The 20,629-nt window shown below is 64.8% G+C and carries 15 protein-coding genes and 1 riboswitch; of the genes, 12 read left to right on the top strand and 3 right to left on the bottom strand.

Annotation, left to right across the window (positions count from 1 at the left end):
- Positions 1–78: 78 nt before the first annotated feature.
- Positions 79–1,788 (bottom strand): isovaleryl-CoA dehydrogenase, encoded by a 1,710-nt coding sequence (locus C8K18_RS23605; RefSeq protein WP_107709951.1) that lies wholly within the window; start codon positions 1,786–1,788, stop codon positions 79–81.
- Positions 1,789–2,217: 429 nt separating this feature from the next.
- Here C8K18_RS23605 and C8K18_RS23615 point away from each other — a divergent pair, with 429 nt between their 5' ends.
- Both C8K18_RS23615 and C8K18_RS23620 read left to right on the top strand, forming a co-directional pair.
- Entirely contained in the window at positions 2,218–3,876 is a 1,659-nt protein-coding gene (locus C8K18_RS23615; RefSeq protein ID WP_107709947.1) for a GMC family oxidoreductase, read from the top strand.
- Between the two features lie 184 nt (positions 3,877–4,060).
- The gene (locus tag C8K18_RS23620) at positions 4,061–6,001 is read left to right on the top strand and encodes an OmpA family protein (protein ID WP_107709945.1); all 1,941 of its coding nucleotides are present in this window, start codon (positions 4,061–4,063) and stop codon (positions 5,999–6,001) included.
- Between the two features lie 263 nt (positions 6,002–6,264).
- Here C8K18_RS23620 and C8K18_RS23625 read toward each other — a convergent pair whose 3' ends face one another.
- A complete protein-coding gene (locus C8K18_RS23625) occupies positions 6,265–7,215 on the bottom strand; it encodes a LysR family transcriptional regulator (RefSeq protein ID WP_006052546.1) in 951 nt (316 codons plus the stop codon).
- Positions 7,216–7,372: 157 nt separating this feature from the next.
- Here C8K18_RS23625 and C8K18_RS23630 point away from each other — a divergent pair, with 157 nt between their 5' ends.
- The 10 genes from C8K18_RS23630 to C8K18_RS23675 all read left to right on the top strand — a co-directional run bounded on the left by C8K18_RS23630 (position 7,373) and on the right by C8K18_RS23675 (position 18,631).
- Positions 7,373–8,200, top strand: a complete 828-nt coding sequence (locus C8K18_RS23630; RefSeq protein ID WP_107709943.1) for a glycosyltransferase family 2 protein — start codon at positions 7,373–7,375, stop codon at positions 8,198–8,200.
- Between the two features lie 213 nt (positions 8,201–8,413).
- A riboswitch (S-adenosyl-L-homocysteine riboswitch) is annotated at positions 8,414–8,553 on the top strand.
- A 32-nt stretch (positions 8,554–8,585) separates the two neighbouring features.
- A complete protein-coding gene (gene ahcY / locus C8K18_RS23635; RefSeq protein WP_006052548.1) occupies positions 8,586–10,007 on the top strand; it encodes an adenosylhomocysteinase in 1,422 nt (473 codons plus the stop codon).
- 133 nt (positions 10,008–10,140) lie between these two features.
- Positions 10,141–10,494 (top strand): phage holin family protein, encoded by a 354-nt coding sequence (locus tag C8K18_RS23640; protein ID WP_054040830.1) that lies wholly within the window; start codon positions 10,141–10,143, stop codon positions 10,492–10,494.
- A gap of 10 nt (positions 10,495–10,504) precedes the next feature.
- Entirely contained in the window at positions 10,505–11,335 is an 831-nt protein-coding gene (gene metF / locus C8K18_RS23645) for a methylenetetrahydrofolate reductase [NAD(P)H] (protein WP_053858857.1), read from the top strand.
- Positions 11,336–11,642: 307 nt separating this feature from the next.
- On the top strand, positions 11,643–13,271 hold the full coding sequence (locus tag C8K18_RS23650; protein ID WP_006052551.1) for an ABC transporter substrate-binding protein: 1,629 nt from the start codon (positions 11,643–11,645) through the stop codon (positions 13,269–13,271).
- Positions 13,272–13,421: 150 nt separating this feature from the next.
- Complete coding sequence (locus C8K18_RS23655) at positions 13,422–14,432, top strand: ABC transporter permease subunit (protein ID WP_006052552.1); 1,011 nt, start codon at positions 13,422–13,424, stop codon at positions 14,430–14,432.
- Between the two features lie 86 nt (positions 14,433–14,518).
- Positions 14,519–15,436, top strand: a complete 918-nt coding sequence (locus tag C8K18_RS23660) for an ABC transporter permease subunit (RefSeq protein WP_006052553.1) — start codon at positions 14,519–14,521, stop codon at positions 15,434–15,436.
- Positions 15,437–16,444, top strand: coding sequence for an ABC transporter ATP-binding protein (locus tag C8K18_RS23665; RefSeq protein WP_006052554.1), 1,008 nt, complete (start codon positions 15,437–15,439; stop codon positions 16,442–16,444). It begins immediately after the preceding gene.
- Positions 16,441–17,460: a peptide ABC transporter ATP-binding protein gene (locus C8K18_RS23670; RefSeq protein WP_053858856.1), complete on the top strand. Its 1,020-nt coding sequence runs from the start codon at positions 16,441–16,443 to the stop codon at positions 17,458–17,460. Before C8K18_RS23665 ends, C8K18_RS23670 begins: the two co-directional genes overlap by 4 nt.
- Positions 17,453–18,631, top strand: a complete 1,179-nt coding sequence (locus C8K18_RS23675) for a TraB/GumN family protein (protein WP_107709941.1) — start codon at positions 17,453–17,455, stop codon at positions 18,629–18,631. The genes C8K18_RS23670 and C8K18_RS23675 overlap by 8 nt, the downstream gene beginning before the upstream one ends.
- Before the next feature lie 14 nt (positions 18,632–18,645).
- On the opposite strand, the gene C8K18_RS23680 is transcribed toward C8K18_RS23675, so the two are convergent.
- Complete coding sequence (locus C8K18_RS23680; RefSeq protein WP_107709939.1) at positions 18,646–20,457, bottom strand: tetratricopeptide repeat protein; 1,812 nt, start codon at positions 20,455–20,457, stop codon at positions 18,646–18,648.
- Positions 20,458–20,629 lie beyond the last annotated feature (172 nt).

The following is a 20,629-nucleotide window of genomic DNA, read 5'->3' on the forward strand; positions in this document are numbered from 1 at the left end:
GTTCACCACTCCCTGATGAAAGATGCGCTTATCGGTGTTGTTGCGTCGTTGCTTGGTTGCGTGCCGCTGGCTGCGGTTTCAAACCGGAAAAGCGCGTTCGACGATCGCCGCGTGATCGAACGTGGCGGGCAGCGTGCCATAGACGCGGCCGCTTTCGCCGCAGCCATCCGCGAGACGGGTGGCGATGAAGGCCTCCGCGACAACGGCGGGCGAATGCCTCACGAGCAGCGTGGCCTGCGCGATCAGCACGATCTGCTGCGCGATGCGCCGCGCCGAAGCCTCGCGATGTTCGGCCGGTCCGTTGAGCGTCGCGGCGAGTTTGCCGAGCGCGGCGCTCAACGCGGGATGCGCGGCGGCATCGGCCTGCCATTGCGCGAAGAGCGCCTGCGCCGCGTCGGGTTCGCGCTCCAGTGCGCGCAGCACGTCGAGGCACATCACGTTGCCGGAGCCTTCCCAGATCGAATTGACAGGCGCCTCGCGATAGAAGCGCGCCATCGGACCGGTCTCGACGTAGCCGTTGCCGCCCCACACTTCCATCGCTTCGCCGGTGAATTCGAGCGCGCGTTTGCAAACCCAGTATTTCGCCGCCGGCGTCACGATGCGCCGCCATGCGCGCTCGGCGGATGCAGCCGCTGAATCTGCGGCGGACGTCGCTGTGCCTGCATCGGCGGATTGCTCGAACGCCTGCGCGAGCCGCATGAACAGCACGGTCGCCGCTTCCGATTCGAGCGCGAGGTCGGCGAGCACGTTGCGCATCAACGGCTGATCGACGAGATTGCGGCCGAACGCGCTGCGATGGCGTGCATGATGAATCGCCTGCACGAGCGCCGCGCGCATCAGCGCCGCGCTGCCGATCACGCAATCGAGCCGCGTGTAGTTCGCCATTTCGATGATGGTCGGCACGCCGCGTCCTTCGTCGCCGATCATGATGCCGAACGCGTCGAGGAATTCGACTTCGCTGCTCGCGTTCGAGCGGTTCCCGAGCTTGTCTTTCAGACGCTGGATTTGCACGGCGTTCTTGCTGCCGTCGGGCGTGAAGCGCGGCACGAAAAAGCACGACACCCCGACGTGATCGTGCGTGCGCGCAAGCACCAGATGAGCGTCGCATTGCGGCGCCGAGAAAAACCATTTGTGGCCGACCAGTTCATAGGCGCCGCCGCGGCCGCCGGCAGCGATCGCGCGCGCCTGGGTCTGATTGCTGCGCACGTCCGAGCCGCCCTGTTTTTCGGTCATGCCCATGCCGATCATCGCGGACGCTTTTTGCGCGAGCGGAACATCCCGTGGATCGTGCCCGCGCGCATACAGCTTGTCGCGCAACGTCTCGAACAGTTGAGGCTCGCGCTGCAATACCGGAATGCTCGCGAACGTCATCGTCAACGGGCACAGCGAGCCGGACTCGATCTGCGCATGCAGGAAGTACCCGGCGCAGCGCGCGGCCATCGCGCCCGGCCGCGGGTCGGAGAACGGCAACGCGTGCAATCCCTCGCGACGCAGCAGCGAAAGCAACTCATGCCACGCGGGATGAAACTCGAGCGCGTCGATACGTTCGCCGCGCGGGCTGTGCGTGGAAAGCTCGGGCGTGTGACGGTTGGCGAGTTCGGCGAGCGCGAGCGTCTCCGGCGTGGTGAGCGCCGCGCCGTGCCGCAGCAGCGCGTCGCGATGCCATGCGGCGCCGTCCCGTTCGAGCGCGGCGGATAGCGCGGCGTCGGTGGAAAAGAGGTTGTAGTCCGCGAGCGGCGGCACCTGATTGGTGACCTCGTGAGTCTGGCCGAAGCTATGGCGTTGCATCTGCTGTCTCCGTTCGCCGCGTGTTCGCGGCAAGGGCGCCGGCACGGGTTTTTTATCGCGCGGCGTTTGCGCCAAGTGGGCGCTTTGCGTGCGCTGTCTGTGCGCGCTCTATGCGTTTTCGCTGCGGCATCGGCGCGCCATCCGTGCGCGGTCGTTAGCATGCGTCCGCGCGGCGCCGTTTGATTGCGACGGACTTGCCGTGCGCCAAAAGCACATCGCTCACGGACCCTGTTTGAATCCCGCAAGCCGCCGCGCGGCGGGCGTCTGCGGGTCTTTCATCATAGGGGCGCAGGGGCCCTTAGGTTTAGAGTAATCGCTCTGACGCGAAGCCGCCGCGGCCTCCGAACCGTCCCTACAATGCCGGGAAACACACGTAGACAAGTGTGCACGAGACAGGGTGCGCAGACAACGCGCCCATCAGGAGGAGCGATGGAATACGACTACATCATCGTCGGCGCCGGCTCGGGCGGCTGCGCGCTCGCGAGCCGTCTCGCGGACAACTGTCCCGACGCGACGATTGCGCTGATCGAAGCGGGCCCGCATACGAACCGCAACCTGTTGGTCAACATGCCGGTGGGCGTCGCGGCGGTCGTGCCGAACAAACTCAGGACGAACTACGGCTACCTGACGACGCCGCAACCGGGACTCGGCGGCCGGCGAGGCTACCAGCCGCGCGGGCGCGGCTTCGGCGGATCGAGCGCGATCAACGCGATGATCTACACGCGCGGCCATCCGCTCGATTACGACGAATGGGCGCAACTGGGCTGCGACGGCTGGTCGTGGCAGGACGTGCTGCCGTACTTCCGCCGCGCCGAGGGCAACGAGCGCGGCGCCGATGCGTGGCACGGCGACAGCGGCCCGCTCTCCGTGTCCGACCTGCGCTACCGGAATCCGTTTTCGAAGCGCTTCGTGCAGGCCGCGATGGAAGCCGGCTACAAGCCGAACGACGACTTCAACGGCGCCGATCAGGAAGGCATCGGCTTCTATCAGGTCACGCAGCGCGATGGCCGGCGTTGCAGCGTCGCGCGCGCTTATATCTACGATCGCGAGCGCGCCAATCTCCATACGATCGCCGATGCCACGGTGCTGCGCGTGGTGTTCGACGGCAAGCGCGCGAGCGGCGTGGACGTGGTGCGCGGCGGCCGTCGCGAGACGCTCGCCGCGCGCGCCGAAGTCGTGCTCGCGGCGGGCGCGTTCAATTCGCCGCAATTGCTGATGTGCTCCGGCATCGGGCCGGCCGGGCATCTGCGAGCGCATGGCATCAAGGTCTTGCACGATGCGCCCGAAGTCGGCCAGAACCTGATCGACCACGTCGATTTCACGATCAACAAGCGCGTGTCGTCGATCGAGCCGACCGGTTTCTCGGTGCGCGGCATCGCGCGGATGGTGCCGCAGTTCGTCACCTTCATGCGCCACGGCCGCGGCATGCTGTCGAGCAACGTCGCCGAGGCGGGCGGCTTTTTGAAGAGCAGGCCGACGCTCGAGCGGCCCGACCTGCAACTGCATTTTTGCGCGGCGCTCGTCGACGACCATAACCGGCACATGCATTGGGGCCACGGCTATTCGCTGCATGTGTGCGTGCTGCGGCCGTTTAGCCGCGGCTCGGTGACGCTCGCGAGCGCCGATGCCCGCGTGGCGCCCGTGATCGACCCGCGTTTTTTCAGCGATTCGCGCGATCTCGATCTGCTGGTCGAAGGCGTGCAGATGGCGCGGCGCATTCTCGACGCGCCGTCGCTTGCGCTGCACGGCGGCCGCGAACTGTACACGCGGCCCGGACAATCCGACGAACAGTTGCGCCAGATCATCGCCGAGCACGCGGACACGATCTATCACCCGGTCGCCACTTGCCGGATGGGCGGCGACGCGCGCTCGGTGCTCGATCCGCAATTGCGCGTGCGAGGCGTCGAGGGACTGCGGATCGTCGATGCATCGGTGATGCCGACGCTGATCGGCGGCAACACCAACTCGCCCACGGTGATGATCGGCGAACGCGCGGCCGAGCTGATGACGGCGAGCCGTCGCCGGCCGCAGACGGTGGAGCAGGCCGGCGCAGTGGCAAGCGCCGCGCCGACGGCCAGCGCGGCGTGAACGTGTCGGTACGCCCGCTCGAACCGCCGCATTTCCGACGCCAATTATGAGAGAACCAGTGCGAACGTCGTCTAAATCGTCATAAATTGTGCCGTTCCTTTTATGAGACTTCCGGATACCTATAATCGCCGCGCAATTAGGGGCGCGTCAGGTGGCGGGTCCGGGAACTCCAGGAAGCGAAGGCATGAGCATCAATTTGATTCACGCGATCCAGTCCGCGTTGACGGACGAAGTGGTCGCGCAACTGGGCGAGCGCATCGGCTTGCCGCCGCAAGCGACGCGCGCCGTGGTGACCACCGCCGCGCCCGCGCTGCTGGCCGGGCTGATGCACAAGGCCGCGACGCTCGAGGGCGCGCGCTCGCTGTTCGCCACCGCCGTCTCGCCCGATGTCGACGCGCGAATCGCCGAACAGTTGCCGCATCTGACGGACAGTACGCGCGGCGTGAGCGAACTCGAAGGCGCGGGGCGCGCGTTGCTCGAACGTTCGCTCGACCGCCGCGCGGAGTCGCTCAGCGACGAGGTGGCCGTGCAAACCGGCGTGCCGGCGCACGCCACGCATGCGATCACGGGCATCGTCGGCGCGACCATGCTGGGCATGCTCAAACAGCATCTGCTGAAAAGCCAGGGCAGCGTCGGTCAACTGCCGGCGCTGTTGAGCCATCAGATGCCGCTCATCGCGCCGTATCTGAACGACCGGCTGCTCGGCGCGCTCGGGCTCGGCACGGTTGGCGCTTTTACCGGCGGCGTGCTCGGGCAGTTGAAGGCGGTGTCGGCGCATATCGAGCATCCGATGCCGGCAGCGAAACCCACGCCCGAAGTGACCGCGGCGGTTCATGTGCCGGCGGACGCGGTGGTCGGCGAAAAGCGCCGCTCGCACGCGTGGCTGTGGTGGCTGCTGTTGGCGCTCGGGCTCGGCGCCGCGTTGCTGGCTTATCTGTTTCCGGACAGCTTCGCGCAACTGCAACACCGTGCTGGCGATGCGGTCGGTGAGAGCGCGCAACCTGTAGCGGCGCAGCCGGCTTCGGCGGCGGTCGGGGCGTCCGGTGAGCTTGCAGCGGCAGTCGCGGCTAGCGACGGAAACGCGTCGATGGTGACGGGCACCGTGCAGGACGCCGCGGCGTCGGCGGCTGTGGATGCGGCGTCTGCCGCTGCGTCGGCGTCGGCGTCGGTCGTTGCGGCGAGCGGGGCGGGTGTTGCTGGAGGGGCGAGCGCGGCAAGTGGCGCGAGCGCCGGGAACGGCGCAAGCGGGCCGAGCGCCGCAAATGCCGCCAACGGCGCGGCCCGCGCAATTGCCACGAGCGACGCGCATCAGCCGGGCGTCGCCGCGGCGCCGGCCAAAAACAGCCAGTTCGCGTTCAGCGTGAACGAAGCGGGCAAGCCGACGTTCACCGCGACGGTCGGCAGCGAGGCCGAAAAGACGCAGCTCATCGACGAGTTGACCAAGCGCCTCGGCCAAAACAACTACAGCGCGAACATCACAGTCGACCCGGCCACCAAGCCGGCCGACTGGCTCGCGCGCCTCGACGGCCTCGTGCCGCTGATGAGCGTGCCCGGCGCGGAACTGAAACTGGACGGCACGCGAATCGAACTGAGCGGCGCGGCTGCCAACGCCAAACTGGGTTGGCAGAACGCGTTGAAGTCGCTATTCGGCGCCTCGTACGACGTCGGCGCATTCGACCCCGAACACGCCGTCGAACAGGCAACGGCGAATTTTCGCAGCGCGGTCAAGGCTCTGTTGACGGGCAACCCGACGTGCGTCGCGGCCGATATCGCCAAAGTGCTCAACCTGCAGGTGATCAACTTCGGAAGCTCGAGTGCGCGTGTGCCGGCGACAGCTAACGACGACCTGGGCCAGTCGGCGCGCGTGCTGAACGCCTGCGCGCGCAACGGGCGCGTCGCGAAGCTCGAAGTGGCGGGCTATTCGGACAACGTCGGCGGCGAGCAGGCCAATCTGCAACTGTCGAAGGAACGTGCGGAAGCGGTTCGCTCGTATCTGGTCAAAGCCGGCGTACCGGGCGACTCGCTTCGCGCCCAAGGTTATGGCCAGGCGCACCCGATCGCCGGCAACAACACGGCTAGCGGACGCTTCGCCAATCGCCGCATTGAGTTCAGCGCGCAGCAGTGAGGGCGAGGGCGCCTGAGCCGCAGCCGTAAGGCGGTGGCGTCCGGCGCACAGCAGCGATGGCGGCGCTGAATCACGGGCAGCAGTAAAGGCCGCTGGCGCTCGGCGCGCAGCAGCATGCCCGGAGGGCGCCTCATGCGCAGCAAGAAGGCCGGTCGCGCTTCACGCGGAGCAGTAATGCCGGTGGCGCGTCACCGGTTGCAGCAAGGCGGGCGACGCTCAATCCCAACCACCATGCCCGCCCGGCTCCCGCCGGGCGGCATTTGTCATTCCGCGCGCGGCGCCTGAAGCGGCGCGGCGATGCCCGTCAGGCCGAGCATCAGGTCGTCGCCGGCGCGGCCGGGCAGCGTTTCGCGGGCCACCTCCAGCCAGGCGCGCGCCGCGTGCGACAGATAGCCGTCGCGGCGCCAGCCCATCGCCATTTCCCATGGAATCTCCGGCTCGACCACCGGCAGGCAGGTGAACTGCGCGGGATCGAGCCGCCGGCAATAAGGCGCGGGCAGCAACGCGATGCCGACGCCGGCAAGCACCAGCGCCGCCATGAAATCCCAGTGTCCGCTGCGTCCGACGATAGTCGGCGCGAATCCGGCGACGCGGCACGCGTTTAGCACGACGTCGTTGAGCGCCAGGCTCTCGCCGTAGAACACGAACGGCTCGTTCGCGAGCTGTGCGAGCGGCACTTCGCGCAATTCGTCCCAGGGCGAGCCGGTGCGCGCGACGAGCCAGAGCAATTGACGAGTGATCGGCAGCACGTCGATATTGGCGGGGTCGACCGGCTGCAGCACGCCGCCGAGTTCCAGCTCGCCGTTGATGAGCGCCGTCTCGATGGCGCGCGAGCCCTGCTCAAACAGCTTCAGCTCGATCTTCGGATAGCGCTGGCGGAACGTGGCAATCGCGGGCGTGAAGAGCGAGCCGCCCATCGGCGGAATACCGATGGTGAGTTCGCCGCGCCCGAGCGTGCCGAGATCGTTCAGTTCGGCCTGCAACTGCGCGTGCGCGGCGAGCACCTCCTGACCGCGCTGATAGACGATGCGGCCGGCGTCGGTGAGCACCATCTGCCGGCCGTCGCGCAGCAGCAGCGGCGAGCCGATCTCGTCTTCGAGCGACTTCACCATCTTGCTGATGGTGGGCTGGGTGACGAACATCTGCTCGGCGGCGACGGTGAAGCTCTGCTGACGAACGACTTCGACGAAATAGCGCAGCGCACGCAGTTCCACGATCGGGCTCCCGATTCCATATTGGAATGAATCGGGCGATTGTAAGTCATGGCATTTATGACGGCGAGGCAATCCGCGCGCCTAATATTGAGACGTGCGGTGCAAACCGCGAGCTACGATTGCCACCTTTGACGCGACCGGCTGCCGCCGCTTCCCCATGACGCCCGCTTCTGCTATCTGCATCGTTATTCCCTGCTACAACGGCGCGTCCACGCTCGCCCGCGCGCTCGATAGCTGCCGCATTCAGCCGGAGACCGCGCAGATCATCGTGGTGGACGATGGTTCGACCGATGCGTCCGCGGACTTGGTCGAGCAATACGCAAACATCGACCCGCGCGTGCAACTGCTGCGCATGCCGGGCAACGGCGGCGCGGCGCGGGCGCGCAACTGGGGCGCGCTGCACGCGTCGCACGATCTGCTCGCCTTTCTCGATGCCGACGACGAATATCTGCCCGGCGCGCTGACTGCGGCAAGCGGGTTTCTCGCGCACTATCCGAAGCAGGTGTCGGTGCGGCTCGACGTCGAGTACGTCGATTTCCCCGCCGACATCACCGGCCACCCCGATTTTGCGCAGCACGCGGCGACGCTCAGCAACACGGTGCCGAGCAGTCTCGTGGTGCGCCGTGCGGTGTACGCGGCGCTCGGCGGCTTTCCGATGGATGACGCGTTTCGCCGTATCGGCGGCGAGGATGGCGCGTTCTCGTGGGCGCTGCGGGAGATGTTCGGCAATCCGCGGCTGCCGGACGCGAAGCGCGTGCGCATGCATTACCACGCGGGCATCCACGCCGAGCGGTATTTCCGCATTGCGTTTGGCTGGTTGACGCCGTCGCCCGCCGACGTGACCGACGCGTTCTCTTTTTCGCTTCGGTTTCTCGAGAGGGCGCAAGCGGGCATCGCGCAGTTGCGCGGCGCGGATCTTGCCGCCGAGGCCACGACGCCGGCGGCGGGCGAGGCGGCTGCCACGGCGGACGGAAAACCGTCCTGAAGTTGCGCTGTTAGGTGGGGCGGCGTCTGTCTGTAACTGCGCCGGCAACTAAGTGTGGCCGGAGCCTGAGCAGCGGCCCAAAGGCGCCGCAACCAAGGCGAACACCGAGCCCCAATTCACAAGCCGCCGCGGCTTCGCCGCCTTCATCCACGGACCCACAAGCGCCTCCGCCCCACGCCCCACACCCATCCCAATTTGCTACAATCGCCGTTCGTCTTCGAGGAGCGTTGCGACGGGTACCGCGAATCAGCATATATTCGCCGGCCGCCCGCCAGGCTCGAAGGCTTCAATCGGAGGGCCCGGATGCGCAATTGCGTTGTCCTATCCACCGCATCGAACCGCGCTCACGTCAAATTTCTAGTCACTATTTAGAAAGGAGGGCGTGATGAACGCCGCAGTTATCGATTCCCAGGCTTCCCAGGATTACATCGTTGCCGACCTGTCGCTCGCCGACTGGGGCCGCAAGGAACTCACCATTGCAGAGACGGAAATGCCCGGACTCATGCAAACGCGCGACGAGTACAAGGCGCAGCAGCCGCTGAAGGGCGCGCGCATTGCCGGTTCGCTGCACATGACCATCCAGACCGGCGTGCTCATCGAAACGCTGACGGCGCTCGGCGCGGACGTGCGCTGGGCCTCGTGCAATATCTTCTCGACGCAGGATCACGCCGCCGCCGCCATCGCCAAGGCCGGCACGCCGGTGTTCGCGTTCAAGGGCGAGTCGCTCGACGAATACTGGGAGTTCTCGCACCGCATCTTCGAATGGCCGAACGGCGAGTTCGCCAACATGATTCTCGACGACGGCGGCGACGCGACGTTGCTGCTGATCCTCGGCTCGAAGGCAGAGAAAGACCGCTCGGTGATCGCCAAGCCGACCAACGAGGAAGAAGTCGCGCTGTACAAGTCGATCGAACGTCATCTGGACGCCGATCCGACGTGGTACTCCACGCGCCTCGCGCACATCAAGGGCGTGACGGAAGAAACCACGACGGGCGTGCATCGTCTGTATCAGATGGAAAAGGAAGGCCGCCTGCCGTTCCCGGCGATCAACGTCAACGACTCGGTCACCAAGTCGAAGTTCGACAATCTGTATGGCTGCCGTGAGTCGCTGGTCGACGGCATCAAGCGCGCGACCGACGTGATGATCGCGGGCAAGATCGCGGTCGTGGCCGGTTACGGCGACGTGGGCAAGGGCTGTGCGCAATCGCTGCGCGGTCTCGGCGCGACCGTGTGGGTCACGGAAATCGATCCGATCTGCGCGTTGCAAGCGGCGATGGAAGGCTACCGCGTCGTGACGATGGAATACGCAGCCGACAAGGCCGACATCTTCGTGACGGCAACCGGCAACTATCACGTGATCAACCACGATCATATGAAGGCGATGCGCCACAACGCGATTGTCTGCAACATCGGTCACTTCGATTCGGAAATCGATGTGGCATCGACGCGTCAGTACCAGTGGGACAACATCAAGCCGCAAGTCGACCACATCATTTTCCCGGACGGCAAGCGCGTGATCCTGCTGGCCGAAGGGCGTCTCGTGAACCTGGGCTGCGCGACGGGCCACCCGTCGTTCGTGATGTCGAACTCGTTCACGAACCAGACGCTCGCGCAGATCGAACTGTTCACGCAAGGCGACAAGTACGAGAACCGCGTGTACGTGCTGCCGAAGCATCTGGACGAGAAGGTCGCACGCCTGCATCTGGCGCGCATCGGCGCAACGCTGACCGTGCTGTCCGACGATCAGGCTGGCTACATCGGCGTCGACAAGAACGGTCCGTTCAAGCCGAATCACTACCGCTACTAAGCACGTGCGTTGCGGTGCGCCTTCGCGCTGCAAAACATGACGGTATGACGACGGAGCGGCGCGCATGCGCCGCTTTGTTCACCATGCCCGCTTCCCATCGATTAACGGACATTCTGCCTGCAAGGAGCTTGACATGACCGTGCTGCTGACCTGGCTGATCAATGCGCTGGCGCTCCTGATCATCACCTATCTCGTTCCGTCGATTCATATCCGCAGCTTCGGCACCGCGCTGATCGTCGCGGTCGTGCTTGGGCTGATCAACACGATCCTGCGCCCGGTGCTGATCCTGTTGACGCTGCCCGTCACGATCGTGACGCTGGGGCTCTTCATTCTGGTGGTCAATGCGCTGTGCTTCTGGCTGTGCGCGTCGCTGCTGAAGGGTTTCGAGGTCTCGGGATTCTGGTCGGCGTTCTTCGGCTCGATTCTGTACAGCATCGTTTCATGGCTGCTGTCCGCGCTTATTTTCGGCAACCGCAGTCTCGGTTGACATACTGATCATGAACCCGATCGAACTTTCATTCGAATTCTTCCCCCCGAAGACGCAGGAAGGCGTCGACAAGCTGCGCGCCACGCGTGCGCAGCTTGCGACGCTCAAGCCCAAGTTCGTGTCCGTCACGTTCGGCGCCGGCGGCTCGACGCAGCAGGGCACGCTCGATACCGTCGTCGATATGGCGAAGGAAGGGCTCGAGGCCGCGCCGCATCTGTCGTGCATCGGCTCGTCCAAAGAGAGCCTGCGCGCGATTCTCAACCAGTACCGCGCGCATGGGATTCGCCATATCGTCGCGCTGCGCGGCGACTTGCCCTCGGGCATGGGCGAAGTGGGCGAGTTGCGTTATGCGTCGGAACTGGTGAGCTTTATCCGCGCCGAGTTCGGCGACTGGTTCTGGATCGAGGTGGCCGGCTATCCGGAATATCATCCGCAGTCGCGCTCGCCGCGTCACGATCTGGAAAACTTCGCCCGCAAGGTGAAGGCCGGCGCCAATTCCGCGATCACGCAGTACTTCTTCAACGCGGACGCGTACTTCCGTTTCGTCGACGACGCACGCAAGCTCGGCGTCGATGTGCCGATCGTGCCGGGCATCATGCCGATCACGAACTTCTCGCAACTGATGCGCTTTTCGGAGATGTGCGGCGCGGAAGTGCCGCGCTGGATCGCGCGCCGGCTGGAGAGTTTCGGCGACGACCGCGAGTCGATCCGCGCATTCGGCCTCGACGTGGTGACGGACCTGTGCAAGCGTTTGGTCGATGCCAAGGTGCCCGGTTTGCATTTTTATACGCTGAACGGGGCGGCGGCGACCAAGGCGATTTGCGAGCGGTTGAAGGGCTGAGCGTCGAACAACCAACGGTTATCGCTTCCGTTGGTCCTCCGCAGACCGCCGCGCGAATGACGCGCGGCGCGTCTCGCGGACATTTTTCTTCCCGTGTTTTTCCGAGCCCTGCGGCAGAACACTCAAACGATTCCCCCAAAACCGCCCCAATCACCTACTCTGAAAGTCATTCGAAAGAGCGCTGCAAATATCCGCCGGGGCGCGCCAGCGGCGGCATCGCCGATAATTTCCTCTGCTTGTGACACCGGGGAAAGCTCAGTAATATCGCGCTACGCTGGCGTCAGCCAGCCCCGAACCTGGAGGAAACATGAAGCAAAACAATCTGTTGCGCGCCGCGCGTGTTACGACGCTCGTCGCAGCTGCAGCGGCATCGCTGGTGGGCGCGAACAGCGCGCGCGCCGAGATTCCGAACAAGACACTCGTCTACTGCTCAGAAGGCAGCCCCGCGGGTTTCGATCCGGCCCAGTACACCACGGGCACCGATTTCACGGCCAATACGTTCACCGTCTATAACCGCCTCGTCGAATTCGAGCGCGGCGGCACGAAGGTCGAGCCGGGCCTCGCCGAAAAGTGGGATGTCTCCGCGGACGGCAAGACGTACACGTTCCATCTGCGTCACGGCGTGAAGTTCCAGACCACGTCGTTCTTCAAGCCGACGCGCGAATTCAACGCGGACGACGTCCTGTTCACGTTCGAGCGCATGCTCGACACCAATCAGCCGTTCCGCAAGGCCTACTCCGTGCAGTTTCCGTACTTCACGGACATGGGCCTCGACAAGCTGATCACGAAGGTCGAAAAGGTCGATCCGTACACCGTCAAGTTCACGCTGAAGGAAGTCAACGCGCCGTTCATCCAGAACATGGCGATGGAATACGCGTCGATTCTCTCGGCCGAATATGGCGACCAGTTGCTGAAGGCCGGCAAGGCCGCGGACATCAACCAGTTCCCGGTCGGCACCGGTCCGTTCATCTTCCGCAGCTATACGAAAGACGCGACGATCCGCTTCGACGGCAATCCGGATTACTGGAAGCCGAACGCAGTCAAGATCTCGAAGCTGATCTTCTCGATCACGCCGGACGCCGGTGTGCGCGTGCAGAAGCTCAAGCGCGACGAATGCCAGGTGATGAGCTATCCGCGTCCCGCCGACATCGCGCCGCTGAAGGCTGAATCGAGCCTTGCGATGCCGTCGCAGCCGGGCTTCAACCTCGGCTATCTCGCGTACAACGTGACGCACAAGCCGGTCGACAAGGTCGAAGTGCGTCAGGCGCTCGACATGGCGATCAACAAGAAGGCGATCATCGACTCGGTGTATCAAGGCGCAGGCCAGGCCGCCACGAATCCGATGCCGCCGACGCAATGGTCCTATGACAAGAACCTGAAGGGCGCATCGTACGATGCGGACAAGGCCAAGGCGCTGCTCGCGAAGGCCGGTTATCCGAACGGCTTCGACATCACGCTGTGGGCCATGCCCGTGCAACGCGCGTACAACCCGAACGCCCGCCTGATGGCGGAAATGATCCAGGCCGACTGGGCCAAGATCGGCGTGAAGGCGAAGATCGTCACCTACGAGTGGGGCGAGTACATCAAGCGCGCGCACGCGGGTGAAGACGACACGATGCTGATCGGCTGGACGGGCGACAATGGCGATCCGGACAACTGGCTCGGCACGCTGCTCGGCTGCGACGCGGTGAACGGCAACAACTTCTCGAAGTGGTGCCACAAGCCTTTCGAAGAGTTGATCCAGAAGGGCCGCGCAACGTCGGATCAGGGCGCGCGCACGGCGGCCTACACGAAGGCGCAGGAAATCTTCGCGCAACAACTGCCGTTCTCGCCGATCGCTCACTCGACGGTCTATCAGCCTGTCAGCAAGAAGGTGAACGACATGCGCATCGAGCCGCTCGGCTATGCGCGCTTCGACGGCGTGAGCGTCAAGTAAGGCGCCCGCCAACCTGTCGGGCAAGTCGTAAAATTCGCGCAGTACGCTTTTCGCACGGTTAGAAAACTGGTCGAAATGGTCCGGCGACCGGGGTCACGAGCCCTCGTCGCCGGTTGCGTTTTTTCTTCATCAAGACCATAGGGACGAACCATGTTCCGCTTTGTTTTGCGCCGCATAGGCATGGTGATACCGACGTTCATCGGCATCACGATCCTTGCATTCGCGCTGATTCACCTGATACCGGGCGATCCCATCGAAGTGATGATGGGCGAGCGCGGCGTCGATCCGGCCATGCACGCCGCAGCGATGCACCGGCTGGGACTCGACGAACCTCTGCCGATGCAGTACGTCCACTACATCGGCCGCGCGCTTCACGGCGACCTCGGCACCTCCATCATCACGAACACCAGCGTCATGGGCGAATTCCTCGCCCGTTTCCCCGCCACCGTCGAACTGTCGATTTGCGCGATGCTGTTCGCACTGATCGTCGGCTTGCCCGCGGGCGTGTTTGCTGCGCTCAGGCGCGGCACGGCGGTCGATCATGGCGTGATGGGCACGGCGCTCACCGGCTATTCGATGCCGATCTTCTGGTGGGGCTTGATCCTCATCATGGTGTTCTCGGTGAAGCTCGGCTGGACGCCGGTGTCGGGCCGCATCGCCGTCGAATACGACATTCCGCACGTGACCGGCTTCATGCTGATCGACGCGATGATGTCCACCGACGAAGGCGCGTTCAAATCCGCGTTGAGCCATCTGATTTTGCCGGCCATCGTGCTCGGCACGATTCCGCTCGCGGTCGTCGCACGCATGACGCGTTCGTCGATGCTCGAAGTGCTGCGCGAGGACTACATTCGCACGGCGCGCGCGAAGGGGTTGTCGCCTGGGCGCGTGATCGTGGTTCATGCATTGCGCAATGCGTTGATCCCGGTGGTGACCGTGATCGGTCTGCAGGTCGGTACGCTGCTTGCGGGCGCGGTGCTGACGGAGACGCTGTTTTCGTGGCCGGGCATCGGCAAGTGGCTGATCGACGCGATTGGCCGCCGCGATTATCCGGTCGTGCAGGGCGGTATCCTGATGATCGCCACACTGGTTATCTTCGTGAACCTCGTCGTCGATCTGTTGTACGGCGTGTTGAATCCGCGCATCCGCCATACGAGGTAAGACATGAACCCCCACGCTCACATTCGTTCGCTGCCCCCCGAGGGGGCGCATGCCTCCCTTGAGGCGGCTCCGCGGGAGGCATGACGATGGCAGACATCCAAAACACAGTTCCCACAGCAGTAACTCCGCCCAGCGGCCGCGCTATCGCCGCCCGCGAATTCTGGGCGAATTTCTCGCGTAATCGCGGCGCGGTTGGCGCCGGCATCATCGTGTTGCTGCTGATCGTCGTGGCGATTTTCGCGCCGCTTCTCGCGCCGCATAGCCCGATCGAACAGTATCGCGACTTCGTGAAGATTCCGCCCGCGTGGCTCGAAGGCGGCAACTGGCGCTTCGTTCTCGGCACCGACGAAGCCGGCCGCGACATCCTCTCGCGTCTCATGTACGGCGCGCGGCTGTCGTTCTGGATCGGCTTCGTGTCGGTCGTGCTCGCGTTGATTCCGGGCATCGTGCTCGGCCTCATCGCGGCGTTCTTCGACAAGTGGGCCGACACGCCGATCATGCGGATCATGGACGTGCTGCTCGCGCTGCCGTCGCTGCTGCTCGCGGTGGCCGTCGTCGCGATCATCGGTCCGGGTCTCGTCAATACGATGCTCGCAATTGCGATCGTCGCGTTGCCGGGCTATGTGCGTTTGACGCGCGCGTCGGCGCAAGGCGAGTTGCAGAAGGAATACGTGACGGCCTCGCGTGTGGCGGGCGCCGGCACCTTGCGCCTGATGTTTTCGCAAGTGCTGCCGAACTGCACCGCGCCGCTGATCGTGCAGGCCACGCTCGGTTTTTCGTCGGCGATTCTCGATGCGGCCGCGCTCGGTTTTCTCGGGCTCGGCGTGCAACCGCCATCGGCGGAGTGGGGCGCGATGCTGGCCTCGGCGCGCGATTACATCGACAGTGCATGGTGGATCGTCACGATGCCTGGTTTGTCCATCCTGATCTCGGTGCTCGCGATCAATCTGCTCGGCGACGGGCTGCGCGACGCACTCGATCCGAAACTAAAACGGATGGCATAAATGAGCAATAACCTACTGACCATCCGCAATCTGGCGGTGAACTTCAACGGCTTGCCCGCTGTCGACCGTATCAATCTCGACGTCGCGCCGGGCGAAGTGCTGGGGGTCGTCGGCGAATCGGGCTCGGGCAAAAGCGTCACGATGATGGCGCTGATGGGCCTGATCGACGCGCCGGGCAAAGTCACCGCGGACGAAATCACGTTCAACGGACGCGATCTGCTGAAGGCATCGGCGAAGGAACGCCGCAAGATCATCGGCAAGGACATCGCGATGGTGTTCCAGGACGCGCTCACGAGTCTGAACCCGAGCTACACGGTCGGCTACCAGATCAAGGAAGTGCTGAAGCTGCACGAAGGCCTGCGCGGCAGCGCGCTCGACAAACGCGCGCTCGAACTGCTCGATCAGGTCGGCATTCCGGACGCGAAGAATCGCATCACGTCGTTTCCGCATCAGATGTCGGGCGGCATGAACCAGCGCGTGATGATCGCGATGGCGATTGCCTGCAACCCGAAGCTGCTGATCGCCGACGAGCCGACCACCGCGCTCGACGTCACGATCCAGGCGCAGATCATGGAACTGCTGATGCGCTTGCAGAAGGAGCGCGGCATGGCGCTCGTGCTGATCTCGCACGATCTCGCGGTGGTGTCCGAGGTCGCGCAGCGCGTCGCGGTCATGTACGCTGGCGAAGTGATCGAAACCAACAAGGTGCCGGACATTTTCGCCGCGCCTCATCATCCGTATACGGAAGCATTGCTGGCCGCGATTCCCGAGCACAACGTGGGCGCAGTGCGGCTCGCTGCTTTGCCGGGCATGGTGCCGGGCCGCGACGATCGTCCGAAAGGATGTCTCTTCGCGCCGCGCTGCAAGTACATGGTGGACGACTGCAACAAGGCGCGACCACCGCTGGAGGCCATGCAAGGTCACGCGGCAGTGGCGCGCGTGCGCTGCATCAAGCCGCTGAATCTGGTCGGCGACGCGAACGTTCACACACATGGAGGCGCACGATGAATGCAGTACCCGAAACGCGGCGCCAGTCGGACCATGCGGGCGATCACGTGCTCGTCGCCGACAAGCTCGCGCGTTACTACACGGTCAAGCGCGGCATGTTCGCGACGGGCACGGTGAAGGCGCTCAACGGCGTGTCGTTTGCGCTCGAGCGCGGCAAGACGCTCGCCGTGGTCGGCGAATCCGGCTGCGGCAAGTCGACGCTTGCGCGCCAGCTCACCATGATCGAATCGCCTAGCGCGGGCCGCTTGCTGATCGACGGCGAAGATGTGGCCGGCGCCGATCACGCGAAAATCGCCGCGCTGCGGCGGCGCGTGCAGATGGTGTTCCAGAATCCGTTTGCGTCGCTGAATCCGCGCAAGACCGTCGAGCAGACGCTCGGTGAACCGCTCGCCATCAACACGCAACTGAGCGCGACGGAACGCGCCGAACGCATCGCGCAAATGATGCGCACCGTCGGCCTGCGCCCCGAACACGCGAAGCGTTATCCGCATATGTTCTCGGGCGGTCAGCGTCAGCGTGTGGCGATTGCGCGCGCGATGATTCTCGATCCGCAAATCGTGGTCGCCGATGAACCGGTGTCGGCTCTTGACGTGTCGATCCAGGCTCAGATTCTGAATCTGTTCATGGATCTGCAGCAGCAGTTCAAGACCAGCTACGTGTTCATCTCGCACAATCTGTCAGTGGTCGAGCATATCGCCGACGATGTGATGGTGATGTACTTCGGCGGCATCGCGGAACTCGGCGATAAGAAGCGCATTTTCTCGAAGCCGCGGCATCCGTACACGCGGGCGTTGATGTCGGCCACGCCGTCGATCTTCGAGGCGGATCGCACGATCAAGATCAAGCTGCAAGGCGAAATGCCTTCGCCGCTGAATCCGCCGTCGGGTTGCACGTTCCATCTACGCTGCCCGTATGTGATCGACCGCTGCCGCAGCGAGGAGCCGAAGCTGCGTGAAGTGGATGGCCGTCTGGTGTCGTGTCACCGCGCCGAGGAGGTGGGGGACGTGGATGCCTGATGCGCTGGCGGCGCGTCGTCTTGCGCGCCGCTCGCGTGATGGCGGCCGCCGCGCTGCCTTCACGCGACGCTTGCGGGCGCGTGCACTGACCGGTGCCGCGCTCGTCGGCGTTTTCTGTCTCGGCGTGGGCCTGTCCCGCATGGCGTATGCCGCGGGCGCCGCGGCCAATACCCCAACGGTTTCCGCCGACGCCAACGCCAAGGCTGCGCGCCCCACGGTGCCGCTGCCGCATTCGCCGGCTCCGCATTCGCCGACGCCGCCACGCGCCGCGCTGCCGGGCTTCAATCCGCCGCCCGCGACGCCGGGCACGAGCACGAGCGGTCCGGTACGTTTGCAACCGGCGCGCATGCCGTTCTACGTCGCGACGCGCGGCACGACCACGGTCTACGTGCTCGGCACGCTGCATGTCGGCGATCCCGCCGATTACCCCGCGGCTCAGCCGTTTCGTCCGCCGATCATGGGCGCACTGGCGGCCTCGCCGACGCTCGCGCTGGAACTCTCGCCCGACGAGTTGCTGGTCTCGCAAGACGACGTGTCGAAATACGGCGTATGCCGCCGCGACTGTCTGCCAGGCCTCTTGCCGGAGCCGCTGTGGCGCAAGCTCGCGTTTCGTCTGCGCGGCAATCCCGCCGCGCTCGATGAGATCAAGAAGATGCGGCCGTGGCTCGCGTCGCTCCTGGTGGAAACCTACGACTCGCTCAGCGCCGGTTTGCAGACCGAATACGGCACCGAGGCGCAACTGCAAAATGTTTATCTGCGCACACGCGGCAAGATTGTCGGGCTTGAAACCTTGCCGCAGCAGATGCGCGCGTTCACCGGACTCACGCTCGCGCAACAACGCGAGATGCTCGCGCAGGATCTGGTGCAAACACCCGCGCAAAACGTCGAGGACGTGCGCACGTTGCACCGCCTGTGGCGCGTCGGCGATGCCGATGCAATCGCCGCGTGGGAGGCCGCGAAAACGGAAAAGCTCGCGCGCGACAAGCGCGTGTCGAATTCGATCGACGAAAGAATCGTCTACGCGCGCAACCGGCGCTTCGTCTCGCGGATGCTGCTGATCGCCGCGCCCAACAAGCCTGTATTCGTGGCGATCGGCGCGTTGCATCTTGGCGGACGCAAAGGCGTGCTGCAATTGCTGCGGCAGCATGGCTTCGCGGTCGAGGCAGGATAAGAACAGCGGCGCCGTTATCTACCCGTCTTTAATGCGCTGGCCACTTCTCTCACCACTCCCGCCCAATCGCCCAACACCTGCTGCCTGAAGAGCCGCATGCGCGGATACCACGGCGAGTCGCTGCGCGCTTCGAGCCAGCGCCAATCCGAATTGGCCGGCAGCAGCAGCCACACCGGCTTGCCGAGCGCGCCGGCCAGATGCGCGACGCCAGTATCGACGGCGATCACCAGATCCAGGTTCATGATGAGCGCGGCGGTGTCTTCGAAGTCATTCAGTTCGCCGCTGAAATCGTGCGCGCGGAATGCGTCTGGAGCGTCGGCCAGTTGAACATGCGCGGGACCTTTTTGCAGCGGATACCAGCTCAGCTTCGCGACGTTGGCCAGCGCATGCAAGTCGGCAAGCGCCATCGAGCGGTAGCGGTCGTTGCCGAACACGGGACTGCCCGCCCACACGAGGCCGACCTTGCGCTTCGTCTTGCCGCTTGTCTGCAGTTTCTTGCGCCAGGCTTCGACCTTCGCGTTGTCGGCGAATAGATACGGTATTTGCGCCGGGATGCTGGAAAGCTCGGTGCCGACGCACGACGGCACGCTCATCATGGGCACCCAGAAGTCGTAGCCGGCATCCGGCTTGCCGGCGAACGCGCGATGCACGCCCGGCACGCGTTGAACGAGCCGCAGCAACGGCTCGCGGACGCACACGTCCACGGTCGCGCCGCGTTCGTGCAGCACGCGCGCGTAGCGCAGGAACTGGAAGTGATCGCCAAAACCCTGTTCGCCGACGATCAGCAAACGCCGCCCGTTGAGCGGTTCGCCGCGCCATTCGGCCACGCCCGGCACCGCCAGCGCGTCGTAATCGCTCTTGCGCCAGCGCAGCGCGAACTCAGCCCAGCCTTGTTTGTAGTCGCCGCGCTTGAGCAGCAGCCACGCCAGGTTCTGATGCGCGTCGGCGTAGTCCGGTTCGCGCGCGAGCGCGTCGCGATAGAACGTCTCTTCTTCGTCGAGCCGTCCTTGTGCGCCGAGCGAGCCGCCCAGGCACACGAGGTTGGTCGGATTCGGGTTCAGCGCAACCGCGCGCCGATAGTGCGACTCCGCGCCCGCATAGTCGCCGCGCTTGCCGATCGCGCTGCCCAGATTGATGTGCGCTTCGGCGTAATCCGGCCGCAGCGCGAGCGCGCGTTCGAAACTGGCAACCGCCGCCTCGTGCTCGCCGAGCGCGTTATACGCATTGCCCGCGTTGAAGTGCGCTTCCGCCGAGTTCGCATCGAGCTGCAAGGCGTCGCGATAACACGCGAGTGCTTCCGTGAAATTGCCGAGCTTGCCGAGCGCCGTGCCGAGGTTCAGATGCGCGTCGACAAAGGCCGGGTTCGATGCGATTGCCAGCCGGTATTGCTCGACCGCTTCGCTCAACGCGCCTTGCGCCTGCAACGCGACGCCGAAGTTATTGCGCGCGTCGGCGAAATCGGGCTGGAGTTGCAGCGCCTGGTCGTAGCAGATGGTGGCTTCGTCAAGATAGCCGAGCGCGGCGGCGGCAAGACCGCGGTTGCTCCAGCAGGCGGCGTCATGACGATCGTGCTTGAGCGCGTGGCTCATCAGCGTGGCGGCGTCCGCGTGCTGTCCGCGCTGATAGTGCAGTACGCCGAAGTAATGCAAGGCGCGGGCATTCGCCGGATCGATTGCGAGGACTTCGCGGTAGATCGAATCGGCCGTGTCGAGCCGGCCGGCCTGATGCGCGTCGAGCGCGGCATTCACGAGCGAGTCGACGCGGGATGACGATGACGCCGATGGCGACGCGGTGCGCCCGCCGGGGCGCTTGGATTGAGGTTCCATGAACACCTGCGGGAAAAGCCACGGCGGCGCGCGCTCTACGCGCCCGCGCGTGTGGATAGGAGATCGTCCAGCATCTTAGGGGCGCGCTGATGGCGCCGACGTTCGGACGCATCCCATTTCCGTTGCAGGCTTTTCCTCTTTTTAGGTGCTTCGCCGATGTGCCACCGAAACC

The organism is Paraburkholderia sp. GV068, assembly GCF_003058125.1.
In the GTDB taxonomy this organism is placed as follows: Bacteria; Pseudomonadota; Gammaproteobacteria; order Burkholderiales; family Burkholderiaceae; genus Paraburkholderia; species Paraburkholderia graminis.